The 16,861-nt window shown below is 39.5% G+C and carries 17 protein-coding genes; 14 read left to right on the top strand and 3 right to left on the bottom strand.

Annotation, left to right across the window (positions count from 1 at the left end):
• The first annotated feature begins 20 nt into the window (after positions 1-20).
• From oapA to recO, 3 genes are read left to right on the top strand one after another with little or no spacing between them, the layout of a single operon-like run.
• The gene (oapA, locus tag HMPREF9096_RS00910; protein ID WP_032803588.1) at positions 21-1,394 is read left to right on the top strand and encodes an opacity-associated protein OapA; all 1,374 of its coding nucleotides are present in this window, start codon (positions 21-23) and stop codon (positions 1,392-1,394) included.
• A 47-nt stretch (positions 1,395-1,441) separates the two neighbouring features.
• Positions 1,442-1,846: a hypothetical protein gene (locus tag HMPREF9096_RS00905; RefSeq protein WP_009500905.1), complete on the top strand. Its 405-nt coding sequence runs from the start codon at positions 1,442-1,444 to the stop codon at positions 1,844-1,846.
• A 2-nt stretch (positions 1,847-1,848) separates the two neighbouring features.
• A complete protein-coding gene (gene recO / locus HMPREF9096_RS00900) occupies positions 1,849-2,559 on the top strand; it encodes a DNA repair protein RecO (RefSeq protein WP_009500906.1) in 711 nt (236 codons plus the stop codon).
• A gap of 53 nt (positions 2,560-2,612) precedes the next feature.
• Here the strand turns inward: recO and HMPREF9096_RS00895 are convergent, their stop codons facing one another.
• Positions 2,613-2,906, bottom strand: coding sequence for a hypothetical protein (locus HMPREF9096_RS00895; RefSeq protein ID WP_009500907.1), 294 nt, complete (start codon positions 2,904-2,906; stop codon positions 2,613-2,615).
• 4 nt (positions 2,907-2,910) lie between these two features.
• Complete coding sequence (locus tag HMPREF9096_RS00890) at positions 2,911-3,276, bottom strand: hypothetical protein (RefSeq protein WP_009500908.1); 366 nt, start codon at positions 3,274-3,276, stop codon at positions 2,911-2,913.
• Between the two features lie 319 nt (positions 3,277-3,595).
• Between HMPREF9096_RS00890 and rlmD the strand changes: the two genes are divergently transcribed.
• From rlmD to HMPREF9096_RS00860, 6 genes are all read left to right on the top strand, one after another.
• Positions 3,596-4,912 (top strand): 23S rRNA (uracil(1939)-C(5))-methyltransferase RlmD, encoded by a 1,317-nt coding sequence (gene rlmD, locus HMPREF9096_RS00885; protein ID WP_009500909.1) that lies wholly within the window; start codon positions 3,596-3,598, stop codon positions 4,910-4,912.
• 77 nt (positions 4,913-4,989) lie between these two features.
• Positions 4,990-7,221 carry a GTP diphosphokinase gene (relA, locus tag HMPREF9096_RS00880; RefSeq protein WP_032803589.1) on the top strand — a complete coding sequence of 744 codons (2,232 nt, stop codon included), beginning with the start codon at positions 4,990-4,992 and terminating at the stop codon, positions 7,219-7,221.
• A gap of 14 nt (positions 7,222-7,235) precedes the next feature.
• Positions 7,236-7,592 (top strand): diacylglycerol kinase, encoded by a 357-nt coding sequence (locus HMPREF9096_RS00875; protein ID WP_005635165.1) that lies wholly within the window; start codon positions 7,236-7,238, stop codon positions 7,590-7,592.
• Between the two features lie 82 nt (positions 7,593-7,674).
• Positions 7,675-8,268: a molybdopterin adenylyltransferase gene (gene mog / locus HMPREF9096_RS00870; protein WP_009500911.1), complete on the top strand. Its 594-nt coding sequence runs from the start codon at positions 7,675-7,677 to the stop codon at positions 8,266-8,268.
• A 1-nt stretch (position 8,269) separates the two neighbouring features.
• Positions 8,270-8,608, top strand: a complete 339-nt coding sequence (gene glnB, locus HMPREF9096_RS00865; protein ID WP_005635169.1) for a nitrogen regulatory protein P-II — start codon at positions 8,270-8,272, stop codon at positions 8,606-8,608.
• A complete protein-coding gene (locus tag HMPREF9096_RS00860) occupies positions 8,608-9,654 on the top strand; it encodes an AI-2E family transporter (RefSeq protein ID WP_009500912.1) in 1,047 nt (348 codons plus the stop codon). Before glnB ends, HMPREF9096_RS00860 begins: the two co-directional genes overlap by 1 nt.
• Positions 9,655-9,693: 39 nt before the next feature.
• On the opposite strand, the gene priA is transcribed toward HMPREF9096_RS00860, so the two are convergent.
• Entirely contained in the window at positions 9,694-11,886 is a 2,193-nt protein-coding gene (gene priA / locus HMPREF9096_RS00855; protein ID WP_009500913.1) for a primosomal protein N', read from the bottom strand.
• An 84-nt stretch (positions 11,887-11,970) separates the two neighbouring features.
• Between priA and trmB the strand changes: the two genes are divergently transcribed.
• The 5 genes from trmB to napA all read left to right on the top strand — a co-directional run bounded on the left by trmB (position 11,971) and on the right by napA (position 16,830).
• Positions 11,971-12,711, top strand: coding sequence for a tRNA (guanosine(46)-N7)-methyltransferase TrmB (trmB, locus tag HMPREF9096_RS00850; RefSeq protein WP_009500914.1), 741 nt, complete (start codon positions 11,971-11,973; stop codon positions 12,709-12,711).
• Positions 12,712-12,828: 117 nt separating this feature from the next.
• Positions 12,829-13,173, top strand: a complete 345-nt coding sequence (locus HMPREF9096_RS00845) for a YggL family protein (protein ID WP_005627035.1) — start codon at positions 12,829-12,831, stop codon at positions 13,171-13,173.
• A gap of 211 nt (positions 13,174-13,384) precedes the next feature.
• Positions 13,385-13,915: a ferredoxin-type protein NapF gene (napF, locus tag HMPREF9096_RS00840; protein ID WP_005636506.1), complete on the top strand. Its 531-nt coding sequence runs from the start codon at positions 13,385-13,387 to the stop codon at positions 13,913-13,915.
• A complete protein-coding gene (locus HMPREF9096_RS00835; RefSeq protein ID WP_009500915.1) occupies positions 13,908-14,189 on the top strand; it encodes a chaperone NapD in 282 nt (93 codons plus the stop codon). The genes napF and HMPREF9096_RS00835 overlap by 8 nt, the downstream gene beginning before the upstream one ends.
• A gap of 157 nt (positions 14,190-14,346) precedes the next feature.
• Positions 14,347-16,830 (top strand): nitrate reductase catalytic subunit NapA, encoded by a 2,484-nt coding sequence (napA, locus tag HMPREF9096_RS00830; RefSeq protein ID WP_032803590.1) that lies wholly within the window; start codon positions 14,347-14,349, stop codon positions 16,828-16,830.
• Positions 16,831-16,861 lie beyond the last annotated feature (31 nt).

Genomic DNA, 16,861 nt, shown 5'->3' on the forward strand with positions numbered 1-16,861 from the left:
CAAGTATCAGGAGTAATCCAGTGGATTCTATGAATAAAAATCAAAATGAACAATCATCTCAAGATGAATTAGATTTAGGTCTTAATCAAGTTGAACCAATTACACCAAAGAAAGTGGTGCAACCTAGCGAGTCAATTTTTAATAAAGCAAAAGGTTTATTTGCTAAAAAAGATCATGTAGAAACAAATTTTCATGAGCGTAAAGAACCCACTTTTGGCCATACTCCAGCTCAAGAAAGCGCGCCTTTTATTTCTAGCGAAACATTGAGAACAGAGCAAGAACCAGTTGTCCAGACTGTATCTTCAGAAGAGACAATATCTGCGGTTGAAGAAGAAATTAAAACTGAAACTATTGCCACAGAAACTATTGCCACAGAAACTATTGAGCAAGCGGAGAAACGTACTTTAAGCCAACCAGAAAAATGGAAAGTGTTGCAAGTATTACCAGCAAAACATCGCCGTTTATTTATGGCTATTTTGGCGTTGGTCATTTTATTAATTATTTTCTTTGCATTAAAACCAAGTTCTGACACCGTTGAGTCTTTCACTCAATCTAACAGCAATGAAATCCCCGTGCAGTTCCAATCTTTAGATCAAAATCAACCAGTTGAAACCACGATTTTAGATAATCCTCCTGCACAAAATCAGATGGCTGCAGAGCAAGCTAACCAACCTGAAAATGCGCCAAAAGCAGATGAATCAGTTAATAGTGCTACCGCTCAAAATCAACCTGCAGAAAACATGGCTGCGCCACAAAACATGGTTACGCCACAAAATATGGCTCAATCTCCAGTTCAAACCTCAAATACAATGGATTCAGCTTCAGCTAAACCTATGCAAGCAGCTCAATCAGAGCAACCACAAACTCAAGCTCAAGTGGAACAGCCAAAAGCGCCAACTGTTGTAGCACCAGTTCAACCGGTGAAAAAAGTAGTAGAACAACAAGTTGCGCATAAAGATATTGCGAAAAAAGAAGTGAAGGTTGCTGAAAAAGCACATGTACCAGCAAAAACAACTGAACAAAGCGTCGCTAAAACAGCAGGAAAAGCACCAATTGTTGAAGCCAAACCGATTCAAGTTAAAAAAGAAGCTAAAGTTCAAATTGTTGATGCCAAACCTGCAACGAAAGCAGCTGCACCAACTGCATCGGCGAAAACATTAACTGTGCCTAAAGGCGTTTCTCTTATGCAAGTATTCCGTGACAATCAACTTAATATTTCGGATGTTAATTCAATGAGTAAAGCAGCGGGTGCGGGCAATGTTTTAAGTAGTTTTAAACCGGGTGATAAAGTTGCAGTATCCGTAAATAGCCAAGGGCGAGTAAATGAAATGCGTTTATCTAACGGTACGCGATTTGTTCGTCAGTCTGATGGTTCTTATGAATATAAAAAATAATTTTTAGGGCGAGCAATCGCCCATTTTTCTTTTTCAAGTAGGATGTTATGTTTAAAAAAACGTTTCTAATTTTAACCGCACTTTGCTTGGTCGGTTGTGCTCAAAATGGTTTACCAAAGAAGCCAGAGCCGCAAAAGATGCAGGTGGAAAAAGTAGATAAGGCTTTGCAAAAAGGTGAAGCTAAAGTTTATTTGTGTAAAGATGATAAGCAAGTTCGTGTTGTTCATTCTACTCAAAAAAAACGTAAAAAATCATTGCATCACATTACGGTGACTTTCAATTCTATGTCAGAAAAATTGACATTAATGATTTCTGAGCGCGGTAAAAATTACGGCAATATTCGTTGGGCGTGGCAAGAGCGCGATGATTTTAGTGTGCTAAAAACTAATTTAGGTGAAGTTTTAGCGGAACAATGTGTGTTACAACCCGTAGAGCGTTTATCTGGTAATTAATTGTGCAAACCGAACTCCAGCGTGGCTTTATTCTTCATCGTCGCCCTTATAGTGAAACGAGTCTTTTAGTCGATTTGTTTACTGAAGAAAGCGGTCGCCTAACCGTGATTGCCAAGGGGGCACGAGCAAAGCGTTCATCTTGGAAGTCGGTTTTGCAGCCTTTCACACCTTTATTGTTGCGTTGGACGGGAAAAAGCTCATTGAAAACCCTCACTAAAGCAGAACCCGCCGCAATAACACTTCCTTTACAACAAACCGCACTTTATAGCGGTTTTTATGTGAATGAGTTACTGACTCGTGTCATTGAGCCTGAAACGCCGAATCCTTCGCTGTTTCAACATTATTTAAAATGCTTAACAGGCTTGGCAACTGAAACCAACGTTGAGCCAACTCTGCGTCTTTTTGAATTTCAACTTTTACAAATTCTCGGTTACGGCGTGGATTTTCTGCATTGTGCAGGGTCTGGCGAGCCAGTCGATTTCTCAATGACATATCGTTATCGTGAGGAAAAAGGTTTTATCGCGTCCTTAGTGAAAGATAATCTCACCTTTTACGGAAGAGATTTGTTAGCCTTTGAAGCTCTCGATTTTTCCGATGAGGCGGTTCGTCAAGCGGCAAAACGTTTTACTCGTATTGCACTTAAACCTTATCTTGGCGATAAACCGCTAAAAAGCCGAGAATTATTTTCACAGCACATTCTCTTGTTAAAATGATTTTTTAAAAATGTAAAGCAAAAATAAAGGCAAACAATGTTTGCCTATGATGTTTATTTTAAACCGTTTTCACTTACTCCCGCTTTTGTGCTAAAAAATAATCCGGCAAAGCCGAAAACAAAGAAACTTATTGCAGAGTAATATGCTAACTGAATGCAATTTAAGATAGGCATATTTTCATTATTAAATGTAAGAACCTCGCCTAAGGTAAAAGCATATCCAACACTTAATGACACAAGTACGATAATTTTTCCAATTGTTCTTTCTATATTCATTACTTTTAATCCAAATAATGCAATTAAAAGTAAAACTATAAGAATTCCAGAACTAATAAATAGATCATTCATTTTACTATTTCTTAATTTCTTCTAACATTTTGCAACCATTAGAAAAGCCATTTTTACAAGATTTTTGAAACCATAATATTGCTTTCTTTCTATTCTTCTTAGCTAAATAACTATGGCCGAGGACAGCTTGAGCCCCTGCAATCACATGTTGGTTAAATTCTTTAATAGGTGCGTTTGCTACAGGTTCAGCATATTCTATAGCTTTAGAATAATTACCTGCACCCATTTCAAGAGCTGCCTGCTTTACGCGCCCACTCATTGCTACTTGTATGTTTGATTGTTCAAGAGTTAATTCATAAGAGTAAGTAGATAAACTCATTAATGATAAACCGAGTAATGTTGTAGTAACAGTTATTTTAAACTTGTTCATTTTTCATTCCTTTTTATAGAAAATTTCTTAGCAAGATGTTTTGTGTTATCTCTGTAAAGAGATAACACTAGTAAGTATACTTACTGGAAAATTGGCTATAAAAAGAGTATAAAAAACAGCGATTACTGGCTTATATAAAGATGGAAATATCACTAGTGGTACAGTAAATGCGGTTGCCACTTACACCTTTTCTTATCAGTGATTTACTCTAAATAAAAATTATGCCAATATTTGCGGGATCAAAGTATCAAATGGGATATCAATGAATCACAATTCTGTAATGTGTATACTTAACTAATTTGGCGTAATTCTTCAAACAATGGTTCTTCTTTATACCCCAAAGCAAAAAACAAACAATGTTCAAACCATTACGGCTGATATTCTTGATTTAGATTATCAAGGTTTAGGCGTGGCGAAAATTAATGGTAAAACTTGGTTTATTGAAAATGCACTTCCGCACGAAAAAGTGGAATGTCGTATTCTGGAGGATAAACGCCAATATGGACACGCCATTGCAAAAAAATGGTTAGTAAAAAGTTCTGAACGTTTAGCACCTAAATGTGCTCATTTTATGCGTTGTGGTGGTTGCCAAGGACAACATATTCCTATTGAAATGCAGAGGAAAGCGAAAGAATCCGCATTGTTTAAACGATTAAGTAAATTACAGTCAGAACCGATTTCATTTCAACCTATGATTTGTGGCGATGCTTGGGCGTATCGTCGTCGTGTGCGTTTGAGTTTATGGTTTAACCCAAGCACAAAACAAATCGAGATGGGCTTTCGTCAGAAAAATACCAACGATTTAATTACCGTTCAATCTTGCGAAGTGGCAGAACCTGCAATTAATTATTTACTGCCTAAATTAACCGCACTTTTAGAACAATTCTCTGCGCCGAAACAGCTTGGGCATATTGAACTTGTGGCGGCAGATAATGGCGTCGCAATGTTGTTACGTTACACCAAAAAACTTGTAGAAATTGACCACACTTTATTACTTAAATTTGCTGAACAAGAAAAGTTAATGCTGTTTTTACAAAGCGATGAAGGCATTGAACAAATCCATGGCGATTCACCTTATTATCAATTTTCTGATGGCATAAAATTACATTTTGATATTCGTGATTTTATCCAAGTAAATCGTTCATTAAATGAACGTATGGTAAATACAGCCTTGGATTGGCTTGAATTGAGCCAACAAGATTGCGTACTCGATTTATTTTGCGGTATGGGAAATTTTACCCTTCCTCTCGCCAAACACGTGAAAAGTGCGGTAGGAATTGAAGGCGTTTTTGAAATGGTTCAAAAAGCGGCGCAAAATGCCGAAAGAAACCAAATCAAGAATATTGAATTTTTCCAAGCCGATCTTGACCAATCCTTTGTTGAACAACCTTGGGCACATCAGTCGTTCAATAAAATTTTGCTTGATCCTCCCCGCAGCGGCGCAGCTTTCGCGTTAAATGCTTTGTGCGAGTTGAAAGCAGATAAAATTTTATATGTGTCTTGTAATCCCGCAACATTAGTGCGTGATGCGGAAATTTTACGCGATTTTGGCTACAAGATTGAAAAAAGTGCGGTGATAGATATGTTCCCTCATACGGGGCATTTGGAATCGATAACGTTATTCACTATAAAATAACTCGGTTATTCGGTACAATATCCACCCAAAATAAAAGCGACAGGAAGTTGCTTGCTCTTCATCAACAAGGGGGTGTTATGGTTGCTGTTCGTGGTTCTCATTTGTTAAATCCGCAGGATTTTGTGATTGAACAATGGTGCGCTGGCTTAAAACTGGCAGAACAAACAGAAAAAAGTTTGATCGATGCGTGGTATTACGCACGTGACTTAATGAGCACCCATCCCGATGAAATGAAGAATGCTACCTTGATGCTCCAGTCTGGCGTGGAAATGGTAGAAATTTTGCACGAACTTAATATGGATGCAGAAACATTGCTTACTGCCATGTTGTTTCCTATCGTTGCAAATAAATTAACAGACTGGGAAAGCCTAAAAGAAAAATTTAGTGCGAAAATCACTAAATTACTTAAAGGCGTGTTGGAGATGGATAACATCCGTCAACTCAATGCCAGCCATTCCGCTAACGCATTACAAGTGGATAATGTTCGCCGTATGTTATTGGCGATGGTGGATGATTTCCGTTGCGTGATTATCAAACTTGCCGAACGTATTACTTTCTTGCGTGATGCAGAGCATCGTTGTGCAGAGGAGGACAAAGTCCTTGCCGCCAAAGAATGTTCTAATATTTATGCCCCTCTTGCCAATCGTCTTGGGATTGGTCAGTTGAAATGGGAGTTAGAAGATTACTGCTTCCGTTATCTCCATCCTGAACAATATCGCGCTATTGCTAAATTATTGCAGGAGCGTCGCCTTGATCGTGAACATTACATTGCTGATTTCGTAACTGAGTTGAGCGGTTATTTACGTGAAAATATCGAGCAAGTGGAAGTCTATGGTCGTCCGAAACATATTTATAGCATTTGGCGAAAAATGCAGAAAAAGCATCTTGAGTTTAGTGGTTTATATGATGTAAGAGCGGTCAGAATTATCGTGCAAAAATTGCAAGATTGTTATACCGCACTTGGGATTGTTCATACTCAATTTAAACACTTACCCAAAGAATTTGACGATTATGTCGCGAACCCGAAACCGAACGGTTATCAATCTATTCATACTGTTGTTTTAGGTAAAGGCGGCAAGCCAATTGAAGTGCAAATTCGAACCCAACAAATGCATGATGATGCAGAGTTAGGTGTGGCGGCCCACTGGAAATATAAAGAAGGCAATACAGGCAGTATGTCTGCCTACGAAGAGAAAATTGCATGGTTGCGCAAATTGTTAGCTTGGCAAGATGATATTACGGATTCAGGCGAAGTGATGGCAGAGTTGCGTAGCCAAGTGTTTGATGATCGTGTATATGTGTTTACGCCAAAAGGCGAAGTAGTGGATTTGCCAACGGGATCTACACCATTAGATTTTGCTTATGCAATTCATAGTGAAATTGGTCATCGCTGCATCGGGGCAAAAGTGGCAGGACGGATTGTGCCATTTACCTATCAGCTACAAATGGGTGATCAAATCGATATTATTACCCAGAAAAATCCGAATCCGAGCCGTGACTGGCTAAATCCAAATTTAGGATTTACTCACACGGCAAAATCTCGCGCCAAAATCCAAGCGTGGTTTAAAAAACAAGATCGCGATAAAAATATTCCAGCGGGTAAAGAATTACTCGATAATGAATTAGCGCGTTTAAATTTAAGTATTAAGCAAGTGGAACCTTATGCGTTACCACGCTATAACTTGAAAAATTTGGACGATCTTTATGCGGGCATTGGCAGTGGCGATATTCGTTTAAATAACTTAATCAATTTCTTGCAAAGTAAATTGATTAAGGTGACCGCTGAAGAGGCTGATCAAGAAATTTTACGCCATGTTGCTAACAAAAGTGCGGTGAATTCTCAGCAGAAATCTGAGAAAAAAAATGGCTATGTGATTGTGGAAGGCGTGGGCAATCTTATGCATCATATTGCACGTTGCTGCCAACCAATTCCAGGTGATGCGATTGTTGGTTATATCACAATGGGGCGTGGTATTTCTATTCACCGAGCGGATTGTGAACAATTCTTAGATTTGCAAGCAGCTCACCCCGAGCGCGTGGTGGAATCTATTTGGGGCGAAAATTACGCAAGTGGGTTTCATATTAATATCCGTATTGCGGCAGGCGATCGCAATGGCTTATTACGTGATATTACGACGGTTCTGGCAAATGAAAAAATTAGCGTGTTAGGGGTTTCAAGCCGTGCTGATACCAAAAAACAGCTTGCTACCATTGATATGGAAATTGAACTCCATAATGTTGAAAGTTTAAGTAAAATATTGGCTCGATTAGCAAAATTAGATGACGTAATCGAGGCGAAGCGTTTATAAAAATAGGAAAAGTTATGTATAAAACGACGGGGCTAACCCATTTAATCAACTCCACTAAATATTCATTACAAGGCTTAAAAAGTGCGTTTAAAAATGAAACGGCTTTTCGCCACGAATGTTTTTTAGCCTGCATTTTAATTCCTCTTGCCTTTTTCCTAGGTGAGACAAAAATGGAAATTATCTTGATGATTTCTTCTGTTTTGCTTGTGATGGCGTTGGAACTTTTAAACAGTGCGGTAGAGGCAGTTGTTGATCGCATTGGTACAGAACGCCACGAACTTTCAGGACGAGCGAAAGATCAAGGTTCTGCATCGGTATTTATTGCTCTTTGTATTGTTGGTATCGTTTGGGGCGGAATCTTATTCTTCTAGCCCTTCAAAAGTGCGGTAAGTTTTTACCGCATTTTTGATTTATCCAATCACGTCAAAATCATTTATAAAAATAAGGAAAAATATGACCGCACTTTTAAAAATTGGTTTGTTGTCTGTTTCTGATCGTGCATCAGCAGGCGTATATCAAGATCAAGGCATCCCAGAATTACAGGCTTGGTTAGAACAAGCACTTGTCGATCCTTTCCATTTGGAAACAAGATTAATCCCCGATGAGCAGCCAGTTATTGAACAAACATTAAAAGAGCTAGTGGATGAACAAGGTTGCCATTTAGTGCTGACAACCGGTGGAACAGGGCCTGCAAAACGCGATGTAACGCCTGATGCCACCCTTGCGGTAGCAGATCGAGAAATGTCAGGTTTTGGTGAACAAATGCGTCAAGTGAGTTTGCATTTTGTGCCCACCGCAATTTTATCTCGCCAAGTGGGTGTGATTCGTAAGGAAAGCCTGATTTTAAATCTTCCGGGTCAGCCTAAAGCGATTAAAGAAACCTTGGAAGGCGTGAAAGATAAAGAGGGAAATGTGCTTGTAAAAGGCATTTTCAGCGCGGTGCCTTATTGTTTGCAACTGATTAACGGCTTATATATTGATACCAAGCCTGAAATCATTGAGAGTTTCCGTCCTAAATCTGCAAGACGTGAAAATCTGGAGAAATAGCATGAAAAAAATCGAAGCAATGATCAAACCGTTTAAATTAGATGATGTGCGAGAAAGTCTTTCAGATATTGGTATTTCTGGTATGACAATCACGGAAGTACGCGGATTTGGTCGCCAAAAAGGTCATACAGAACTTTATCGTGGTGCGGAATATATGGTGGATTTTTTGCCGAAAGTGAAATTGGAAGTAGTGGTTCCTGATGAGCTTGTGGATCAATGTATTGAAGCGATTATTGAAACGGCACAAACAGGCAAAATCGGTGACGGCAAAATTTTTGTTTATAACGTTGAGCGAGCGATCCGGATTCGCACGGGCGAAGAAAACGAGGAGGCGATTTAGTGAAAAATAATTTAAATTTACACCGCACTTTGCTTAGCATTGCTTCGGTGATTATTATCTTAGCTGGCGTAGCATTGGCGGCAGAAATTGTGGTGCCATTCTTGCTATCGCTATTTATCGCGATAATTTGTTCACCGATAATTAAGGCAATGACGCAACGCCGAATTCCTCATTGGTTGGCCATTACTTTGCTTTTCGTCTTGATTTCTTTGGTGTTTTTCTTCTTAGTCGGGCTGATTAACAGCACGGCAAGAGAATTTACTCAATCTATTCCACAATATAAAGTTTTGCTTTCACAACGCGTGAGTGATTTAACTGGATTGCTGCAACGCTTCAATCTGCCTTTCACGCTTTCGCGTGAAACCATCCAAGAAAATTTTGACCCAAGCATCATTATGAATTTTGTGAGTCGAGTATTGCTGAATTTCTCTGGTGTAGTGAGTAATGTGTTTGTTTTGGTGTTGGTCGTGATTTTTATGCTTGTTGAAGCGCCAACGATGAAACATAAATTTGCTATGGTGATTAGTTCAACCCCTCATGATGCCGCCAAAGAAGAACGCCATATTGACCGAGTTTTGCAAGGCGTAATTGGTTATCTCGGCATTAAAAGTATCACGAGCTTGCTTACTGGTGTTGGTATTTTTATTTTGTTGGAAGCCTGTGGGGTTCAATATGCCATTTTGTGGGCAACTTTGAGTTTCTTGCTGAATTATATTCCGAATATTGGTTCTATCATTGCGGCTATTCCAATTATTGTGCAAGCCTTATTACTAAATGGTTTTGGTGTTGGTTTTGGTGTGGCAATCGGTGTTATTGCGATCAATATGGTTGTCGGTAACATTATTGAGCCTAAAATGATGGGCCAACGATTAGGGCTTTCAACTTTAGTGGTGTTCCTTTCATTATTGTTTTGGGGATGGTTACTTGGAACCGTGGGAATGCTACTGTCTGTTCCTCTGACGATGGCATTAAAAATTGCCTTGGAGTCCAGTCCCAATACGGCAAAATATGCCTGTCTATTGGGTGATGTCGAAGATTTCAAATAGATTTCATAGAGAAAGTGCGGTGAGTTTTCACCGCATTTTTTATGATAAGTCTTGTGGATCGACGTCCAAAATTAACCGCACTTGGCTGCTTTTTTCAAGTTCGGCTTGTTGATATTCTCTCAATGCTTTTTGCAACGTCATTCTTGACGGATGTTGCAATAATAACTGCCAGCGATATTGCCCTGCTTTTTTGCTGAACGGTGCAGGCATTGGGCCAAGCATTTGCAATCCCATAATTTGCTTCGATTTAAAAAAATCTGCAACGTGGCTTAAGCAATTTTCTGCAAGCTCAGAATGTCGAGCCTGTGCTTTGAATAACGCCTGAAAAGTGAAAGGTGGCAATCCCATTGAATGACGTAATTGTAAGGTTTCTTTTGCAAAAGCTTGGTAGCCATTCGCTAATAACGTAGTGAGCAAAGGATGATCAGGATAATGTGTTTGTAGCACGACTTCGCCTTGTTTATCGGCACGCCCTGCACGTCCAGCAACTTGAATATAAAGTTGAGCTAAACGTTCTTCTGCACGAAAATCCAGTGAAAATAATGCACTATCTACATTCACTAAGGCAACGAGAGTAACATTCGGGAAATGATGTCCTTTCGCAAGCATTTGTGTACCAATCAAAATTTGACTTTTGCCTTGTTGAATATCTTCTAAATAACCTTCCAATTTTCCTTTACGCGCAGTGCTATCGCGGTCTATTCGGGCCACAGAATAATGAGGAAATAGCATTTTCAAGGTTTCTTCTAATTGTTCCGTGCCGAGACCTGTGGTGACTAAATGAGTCGAGCCACAATCACCACATTGTCGAGGAATAGTTTTCTGTGCACCACAATGATGACAACGCAATACATTTTGATGCTGATGATAGGTATAAGGTTTTTCACAATGAGGGCATTGTGCAATCCAACCACATTCATGGCAAAGCAATACAGGGGCAAAGCCGCGACGATTCAAGAAAAGCAACACTTGATTGCCTTTTTCGAGGTGGGCTTTCATTCGTTCCAATAAGGGTCTTGATAACCCATTTTGTATGTTTTGATTTTTCAAATCAATAACGAAATGACGAAGTGCGGTAGAATTCTCCGCTCTTTTTGATAAAACTAAATGTTGGTATTTGCCGTTTTGTACATTATTAATACTTTCTAAACTTGGCGTGGCGGACCCCATTAATACGGCAATATTTAGTTTTTGAGCTAGCACAATAGCCAGGTCTCGCGCGTGGTAACGCCAGCTATCTTGCTGTTTGTAAGACGCATCGTGTTCTTCGTCCAAAATAATTGCACCAAGATTAGAAAATTGCGTGAACAATGCCGATCTCGTGCCAATCACAATGGCACTTTGTCCCGAACGCGCACGATCCCATACGTGAAGTCGTTGCGTATCGGTTAAATTAGAATGAAGAACATCAATTTCTACGTTGAAACGCGCCTTGAAACGGTGCACCGTTTGTGGCGTTAGCCCGATTTCGGGTACAAGTACTAATACTTGTTTACCCGATTTTAAAATTTCTTCAATATACTGCAGATAAATTTCTGTTTTGCCTGAACCAGTCACCCCATCGAGCAGCCATACGTTGAAACCAGAATGAAAGAGCAATTGACTAAACGCTAAGGCTTGCTGCTTATTTAAGGTTAAACGATTTTCAGCATTGACAATTGGATTATCTCCTAAGCTTTGTTGCCAGCTTAGGGGCGTTGTTTGGATAGTAATTTCCTCAATAAACCCTTTGGCTTTTAAGGCTGACCAAATTGCAGAAGAAAAATCATTATTGCCTTTTTCAAGATCAGTTTCAGACAAGCATTGTAGGGCTTCAACTTGCTTTTTCGAGCGTTTTAACAGGCCTTGTTCAAGAGCATTTTTCCCCGCATCTGTAATTTTCCAAAAAGTGCGGTCATTTTTCACCGCACTTTCGCCGTTACGCAATTTCACAGGCAAGGCTTGAAATAACACATCGCCTAATCCCGCTTGATAATAATTTGCTGCCCAATGCAACCAATCCCAATAAATTGGGGTAAAGAGCGGAGCTAAATCCAATGGTTGAAGAATGGCTTTGAGCTTATCCTCTGGCACGTCCGATTTTGTCGGGAAATCAGCCACAATCGCTACGCGTTTTTGTGTGCCAAAAGGCACAAGAACGCGCATACCGATTTGTAATAAAGCATCATCGGTAACGAGATAATCAAATAAACGAGGAAGCGGCACAGACAGTGCCACTCGGACAATTTTCATAATCAACCTTGGGAAAAATTTTGCCCTATTATACGAGAAAAACGTGTATAATCGCCGCCAATTTTTTTCACGAACAAGATTTTTATGACACAAACTTTTGCTGATCAAAAACGTAAAACCGTTGAAACCGCAGAATTTACCGAAGATGGCCGCTATAAACGCAAAGTCCGTAGTTTTGTTCTCCGCACTGGTCGTTTGAGCGAATTTCAGAAAAACATGATGAATGATAACTGGGGAACACTTGGTTTAGACTATCAAACGGAACCTTTTGATTTTGCGAAGATTTATGGCAATGGTAATCCAGTTGTATTAGAAATTGGCTTTGGAATGGGAAAATCGCTCGTGGATATGGCTTTTGCTAATCCCGACAAAAATTACCTGGGCATTGAAGTTCATACTCCTGGCGTTGGTGCTTGTATTGCTTATGCAGTGGAAAAAGGTGTAACGAATTTACGCGTGATTTGTCATGATGCCACGGAAATTTTACGAGACAGTATTGCAGATGGTGCGCTTGGCGGTTTGCAGTTATTTTTCCCCGATCCTTGGCATAAAGCAAAACATCATAAACGACGTATTGTTCAACCGCACTTTGTGGCACAAGTTGTGCAAAAATTAGGTGAAAATGGTTTTATCCATATGGCGACAGACTGGGAAAATTATGCTGAGCAAATGATAGAAGTATTAAGCGCAAACACTGATTTAGTGAACGCTTCGAAAAATGGTGATTATATTCCAAGACCAGATTTTAGACCTTTAACTAAATTTGAAGCCAGAGGCCACAGACTTGGTCATGGTGTTTGGGATTTATACTTTGTGAAGAAATAAGCCTATTTTGGGCAAATTAACTTTTGGGTGAAGATTGATGTTGGGAAAATCCGATGCCAAATTCACGAATTTAATATAGAATACTGATTTGAATACGACCTTAATAGGAGAAATACTATGTCTAAATCTTACAATCAACGTCAACGCAAAAAACTTCACCTTGCTGAATTCCAAGAACTTGGTTTTCTTGTAAATTTCCAATTTGCAGAAGGTACTGCGATTGAAACTGTAGATGAAATCGTTGATCGTTTTATTAACGAAGTGATTCAACCAAATGGTCTAGCTTATGAAGGTAGCGGGTATTTACATTGGGAAGGGTTAGTTTGTCTAGAAAAAATTGGTAAATGTGATGAAAGCCACCGTGAAACTGTGAAAAAATGGTTAGAAACCAATGGTTTGCAAAAAATTGAAGTAAGTGAATTATTTGATATATGGTGGGAATATCCAGCAAAAGCAGAGTAATTTGATTTAAAAACAGTATGGCAATCACTGTGCTGTTTTATTAAAAATATTAGCGAAATTCACCGTATTTTAGATTTTTTGATCTATCACAAATAAAGCTCAATAATTTAACGATCTACCTATTTTGGGTGGTTTATATTGTAACTGTTGCGTCGCATAATTCTACGCCTTAAAAAAGCATTTGTTTATTTATTCACAAAAGGCACGCTAGATGACCGTTGAAAACTTACCCCGCAGACAGTTTTTACGAGGTAAATTCTTAACGTCTTTACATTCAGAAAATGAGCAAAAACAAGGCTTTGATGGAATTCGCCCACCTTGGGCTGTCGAAAATTCTATTTTTGTGGAGCAATGTACTCGCTGTGGCGATTGTCTTTCTGTCTGTGAAACCAATATTTTGGTGAAAGGTGATGGAGGTTTTCCTGAAGTTCGTTTTGATAATGGCGAATGTACTTTTTGTGGAAAATGCGTAGATGTGTGTAAACAACCTATTTTTCATTCTCGCGATGAAAAACCTTGGTTACACAAAATCGAAATTGGCATGGCTTGTTTAAGCCAACATCGCATTGAGTGCCGTTCTTGCCAAGACAGCTGCCCGATGAGAGCAATTAGTTTTCGTCTGCAAATGGGTGGAGTGGCGCAGCCTTTAGTGAATACGGATGTTTGTAACGGCTGTGGGGCTTGTTTACAGGGGTGTCCGGTGAATGCGATTAAAATTAGTTATCTAAAACAAAATGAGTAATACAAATTTATCTCCGGAAAGCTCAAAAGATTGGCATGTTGTTGGGCTAATTGTTCAAGGTAATCCGGAAAAATTTGCGGCAATTCGAACCGCACTTTTAGCGATTGAGCATACTGAAATTCCAACTTTTGATGAAAAATTTGGAAAGATGGTCGTAGTGATGCAATCGCATAATCAACATATTCTGCTAGATAATATGGAAAGCGTGAAAGACATTGATGGTGTTATTAATGTGTCATTGGTGTATCACGAGCAAGACGAGCAGAAGAAATAAATTACTATAACAATACCGTAATTCTCTTGTAAGCAAGAGAAATGCTTAAAAGATAAAAGAAAAGTTTTTGTCTTTTATCGTAAGGCTACTGCCTTATAGGTGTGTAAAAAAGTTTACATATTAATAATAAATCAGTGTTTAACGTGGGGGAAACGCGATGAGTTTAAGTCGTCGAGACTTTATGAAAGCCAACGCAGCTGTAGCTGCGGCAACGGCTGCGGGGCTAACCATCCCAGTCAAAAATGTGGTTGCGGCTGAATCCGAAATTAAATGGGACAAAGCAGTATGTCGTTTCTGTGGTACCGGTTGTGCAGTATTAGTTGGTACTAAAGATGGACGTGTTGTGGCATCTCAAGGCGATCCGGATGCAGAAGTAAACCGTGGTTTAAACTGTATTAAAGGTTACTTCTTACCGAAAATTATGTACGGTAAAGACCGTGTAACTCAGCCACTTTTACGTATGACAAACGGAAAATTTGATAAGAACGGCGATTTTACGCCTGTTTCTTGGGATTTTGCGTTCAAAACAATGGCTGAAAAATTCAAAGAAGCTTTCAAAAAGAACGGTCAAAATGCAGTAGGTATGTTCAGTTCTGGTCAGTCTACCATTTGGGAGGGCTACGCGAAGAATAAACTTTGGAAAGCTGGTTTCCGTTCTAACAACGTAGACCCGAATGCACGTCACTGTATGGCATCGGCTGCAGTTGCGTTTATGCGTACCTTCGGTATGGATGAACCTATGGGTTGTTATAACGACATTGAAAATGCAGATGCTTTCGTTCTTTGGGGCTCAAATATGGCGGAAATGCACCCAATTTTGTGGTCGCGTATTACTGATCGCCGCATTTCTAATCCTGATGTTCGTGTAACTGTACTTTCTACTTACGAGCATCGTAGTTTCGAACTTGCTGATCACGGTTTGGTATTTACACCACAAACCGATTTGGCGATCATGAACTACATCATCAATTATTTAATTCAGAACAATGCTGTAAACCACGATTTTGTGAACAAACACACTAAATTCAAACGTGGTGAAACCAATATTGGTTACGGTTTACGTCCTGAAAATCCATTAGAAAAAGATACTAACCGTAAAACTGCAGGCAAAATGTATGATTCTTCTTTCGAAGAATTAAAACAAATTGTGTCTGAATATACACTTGAAAAAGTATCTGAAATGTCTGGTGTGGATAAAACTCAGCTTGAAACCTTAGCAAAACTTTATGCTGATCCAAGCAAAAAAGTGGTATCTTTCTGGACAATGGGCTTCAACCAACACACTCGTGGTGTGTGGGCAAACCACCTAATTTATAATATCCATTTATTAACTGGTAAAATCTCAATTCCAGGTTGTGGACCATTCTCATTAACTGGTCAACCTTCTGCTTGTGGTACAGCGCGTGAAGTAGGTTCATTCCCTCACCGTTTACCGGCAGACTTAGTGGTAACTAATCCTAAACACCGTGAAACAGCGGAACGTATTTGGAAATTACCAAAAGGTACGGTTTCTGAAAAAGTTGGTTTGGATACAATTGCACAAGACCGAGCAATGAATGATGGCAAAATGAATGTGCTATGGCAAATGTGTAATAACAATATGCAAGGTGGTCCAAACATTAATCAAGATCGTTTACCAGGCTGGCGTAAAGAAGGCAACTTTGTTATTGTATCCGATCCTTACCCAACTGTATCCGCACTTTCTGCTGACTTAATTCTTCCAACTGCAATGTGGGTGGAAAAAGAGGGTGCTTACGGTAATGCAGAACGTCGTACTCAATTCTGGCGTCAACAAGTAAAAGCACCAGGTGAAGCAAAATCAGACTTATGGCAAGTAATGGAGTTTGCAAAATACTTCACGACTGATGAAATGTGGACAGAAGAATTACTTGCTCAAATGCCTGAATATAGAGGTAAAACCTTATATGATGTGCTCTTCAGAAATGGTCAAGTAGATAAATTCCCATTAAGCGAACTTGCTGAAGGTCAATTAAACGACGAATCAGAACACTTTGGTTACTATGTACACAAAGGTTTATTTGAAGAATATGCATCATTTGGTCGCGGTCATGGCCATGACTTGGCTCCGTTTGAAATGTATCACAAAGCGCGTGGTTTACGCTGGCCGGTTGTCGAAGGTAAAGAAACCTTATGGCGTTACCGTGAAGGCTACGATCCGTACGTTAAAGAAGGTGAAGGTGTGGCATTCTACGGTTATCCAGACAAGAAAGCGATTATTCTTGCGGTGCCTTATGAACCAGCTGCTGAGTCTCCAGATAAAGAATATGATTTATGGTTATCTACTGGTCGTGTTCTAGAGCATTGGCATACAGGTACTATGACTCGTCGTGTGCCTGAATTACACCGTGCTATGCCGAATAACCTTGTTTGGATGCACCCATTAGATGCTGAAGCTCGTGGTTTACGCCATGGCGATAAAATTAAGATTTCATCTCGTCGAGGCGAAATGATTTCTTATTTGGATACTCGCGGACGTAATAAACCACCTCGTGGCTTAGTATTTACCACTTTCTTTGATGCTGGTCAGCTTGCAAATACCTTAACGTTAGATGCGACAGACCCAATTTCAAAAGAAGCCGACTTCAAAAAATGTGCGGTAAAAGTGGAAAAGGCTGCGTAAAAACAATGTAAAAATCAACCGCACTTTATTT

This window comes from Haemophilus sp. oral taxon 851 str. F0397 (assembly GCF_000242295.1).
Classification (GTDB): Bacteria; Pseudomonadota; Gammaproteobacteria; order Enterobacterales; family Pasteurellaceae; genus Haemophilus.

Bases quoted from the DNA above. Each gene is read 5' to 3' on its own strand.
- HMPREF9096_RS00835 (WP_009500915.1), top strand. From the start codon at position 13,908: ATGAGTAATACAAATTTATCTCCGGAAAGCTCAAAAGATTGGCATGTT.
- priA (WP_009500913.1), bottom strand. From the start codon at position 11,886: ATGAAAATTGTCCGAGTGGCACTGTCTGTGCCGCTTCCTCGTTTATTT.
- HMPREF9096_RS00895 (WP_009500907.1), bottom strand. From the start codon at position 2,906: ATGAATGATCTATTTATTAGTTCTGGAATTCTTATAGTTTTACTTTTA.
- rlmD (WP_009500909.1), top strand. From the start codon at position 3,596: ATGGTTCTTCTTTATACCCCAAAGCAAAAAACAAACAATGTTCAAACC.
- HMPREF9096_RS00905 (WP_009500905.1), top strand. From the start codon at position 1,442: ATGTTTAAAAAAACGTTTCTAATTTTAACCGCACTTTGCTTGGTCGGT.
- glnB (WP_005635169.1), top strand. From the start codon at position 8,270: ATGAAAAAAATCGAAGCAATGATCAAACCGTTTAAATTAGATGATGTG.
- HMPREF9096_RS00845 (WP_005627035.1), top strand. From the start codon at position 12,829: ATGTCTAAATCTTACAATCAACGTCAACGCAAAAAACTTCACCTTGCT.
- HMPREF9096_RS00890 (WP_009500908.1), bottom strand. From the start codon at position 3,276: ATGAACAAGTTTAAAATAACTGTTACTACAACATTACTCGGTTTATCA.
- napF (WP_005636506.1), top strand. From the start codon at position 13,385: ATGACCGTTGAAAACTTACCCCGCAGACAGTTTTTACGAGGTAAATTC.
- trmB (WP_009500914.1), top strand. From the start codon at position 11,971: ATGACACAAACTTTTGCTGATCAAAAACGTAAAACCGTTGAAACCGCA.
- relA (WP_032803589.1), top strand. From the start codon at position 4,990: ATGGTTGCTGTTCGTGGTTCTCATTTGTTAAATCCGCAGGATTTTGTG.
- HMPREF9096_RS00875 (WP_005635165.1), top strand. From the start codon at position 7,236: ATGTATAAAACGACGGGGCTAACCCATTTAATCAACTCCACTAAATAT.
- napA (WP_032803590.1), top strand. From the start codon at position 14,347: ATGAGTTTAAGTCGTCGAGACTTTATGAAAGCCAACGCAGCTGTAGCT.
- mog (WP_009500911.1), top strand. From the start codon at position 7,675: ATGACCGCACTTTTAAAAATTGGTTTGTTGTCTGTTTCTGATCGTGCA.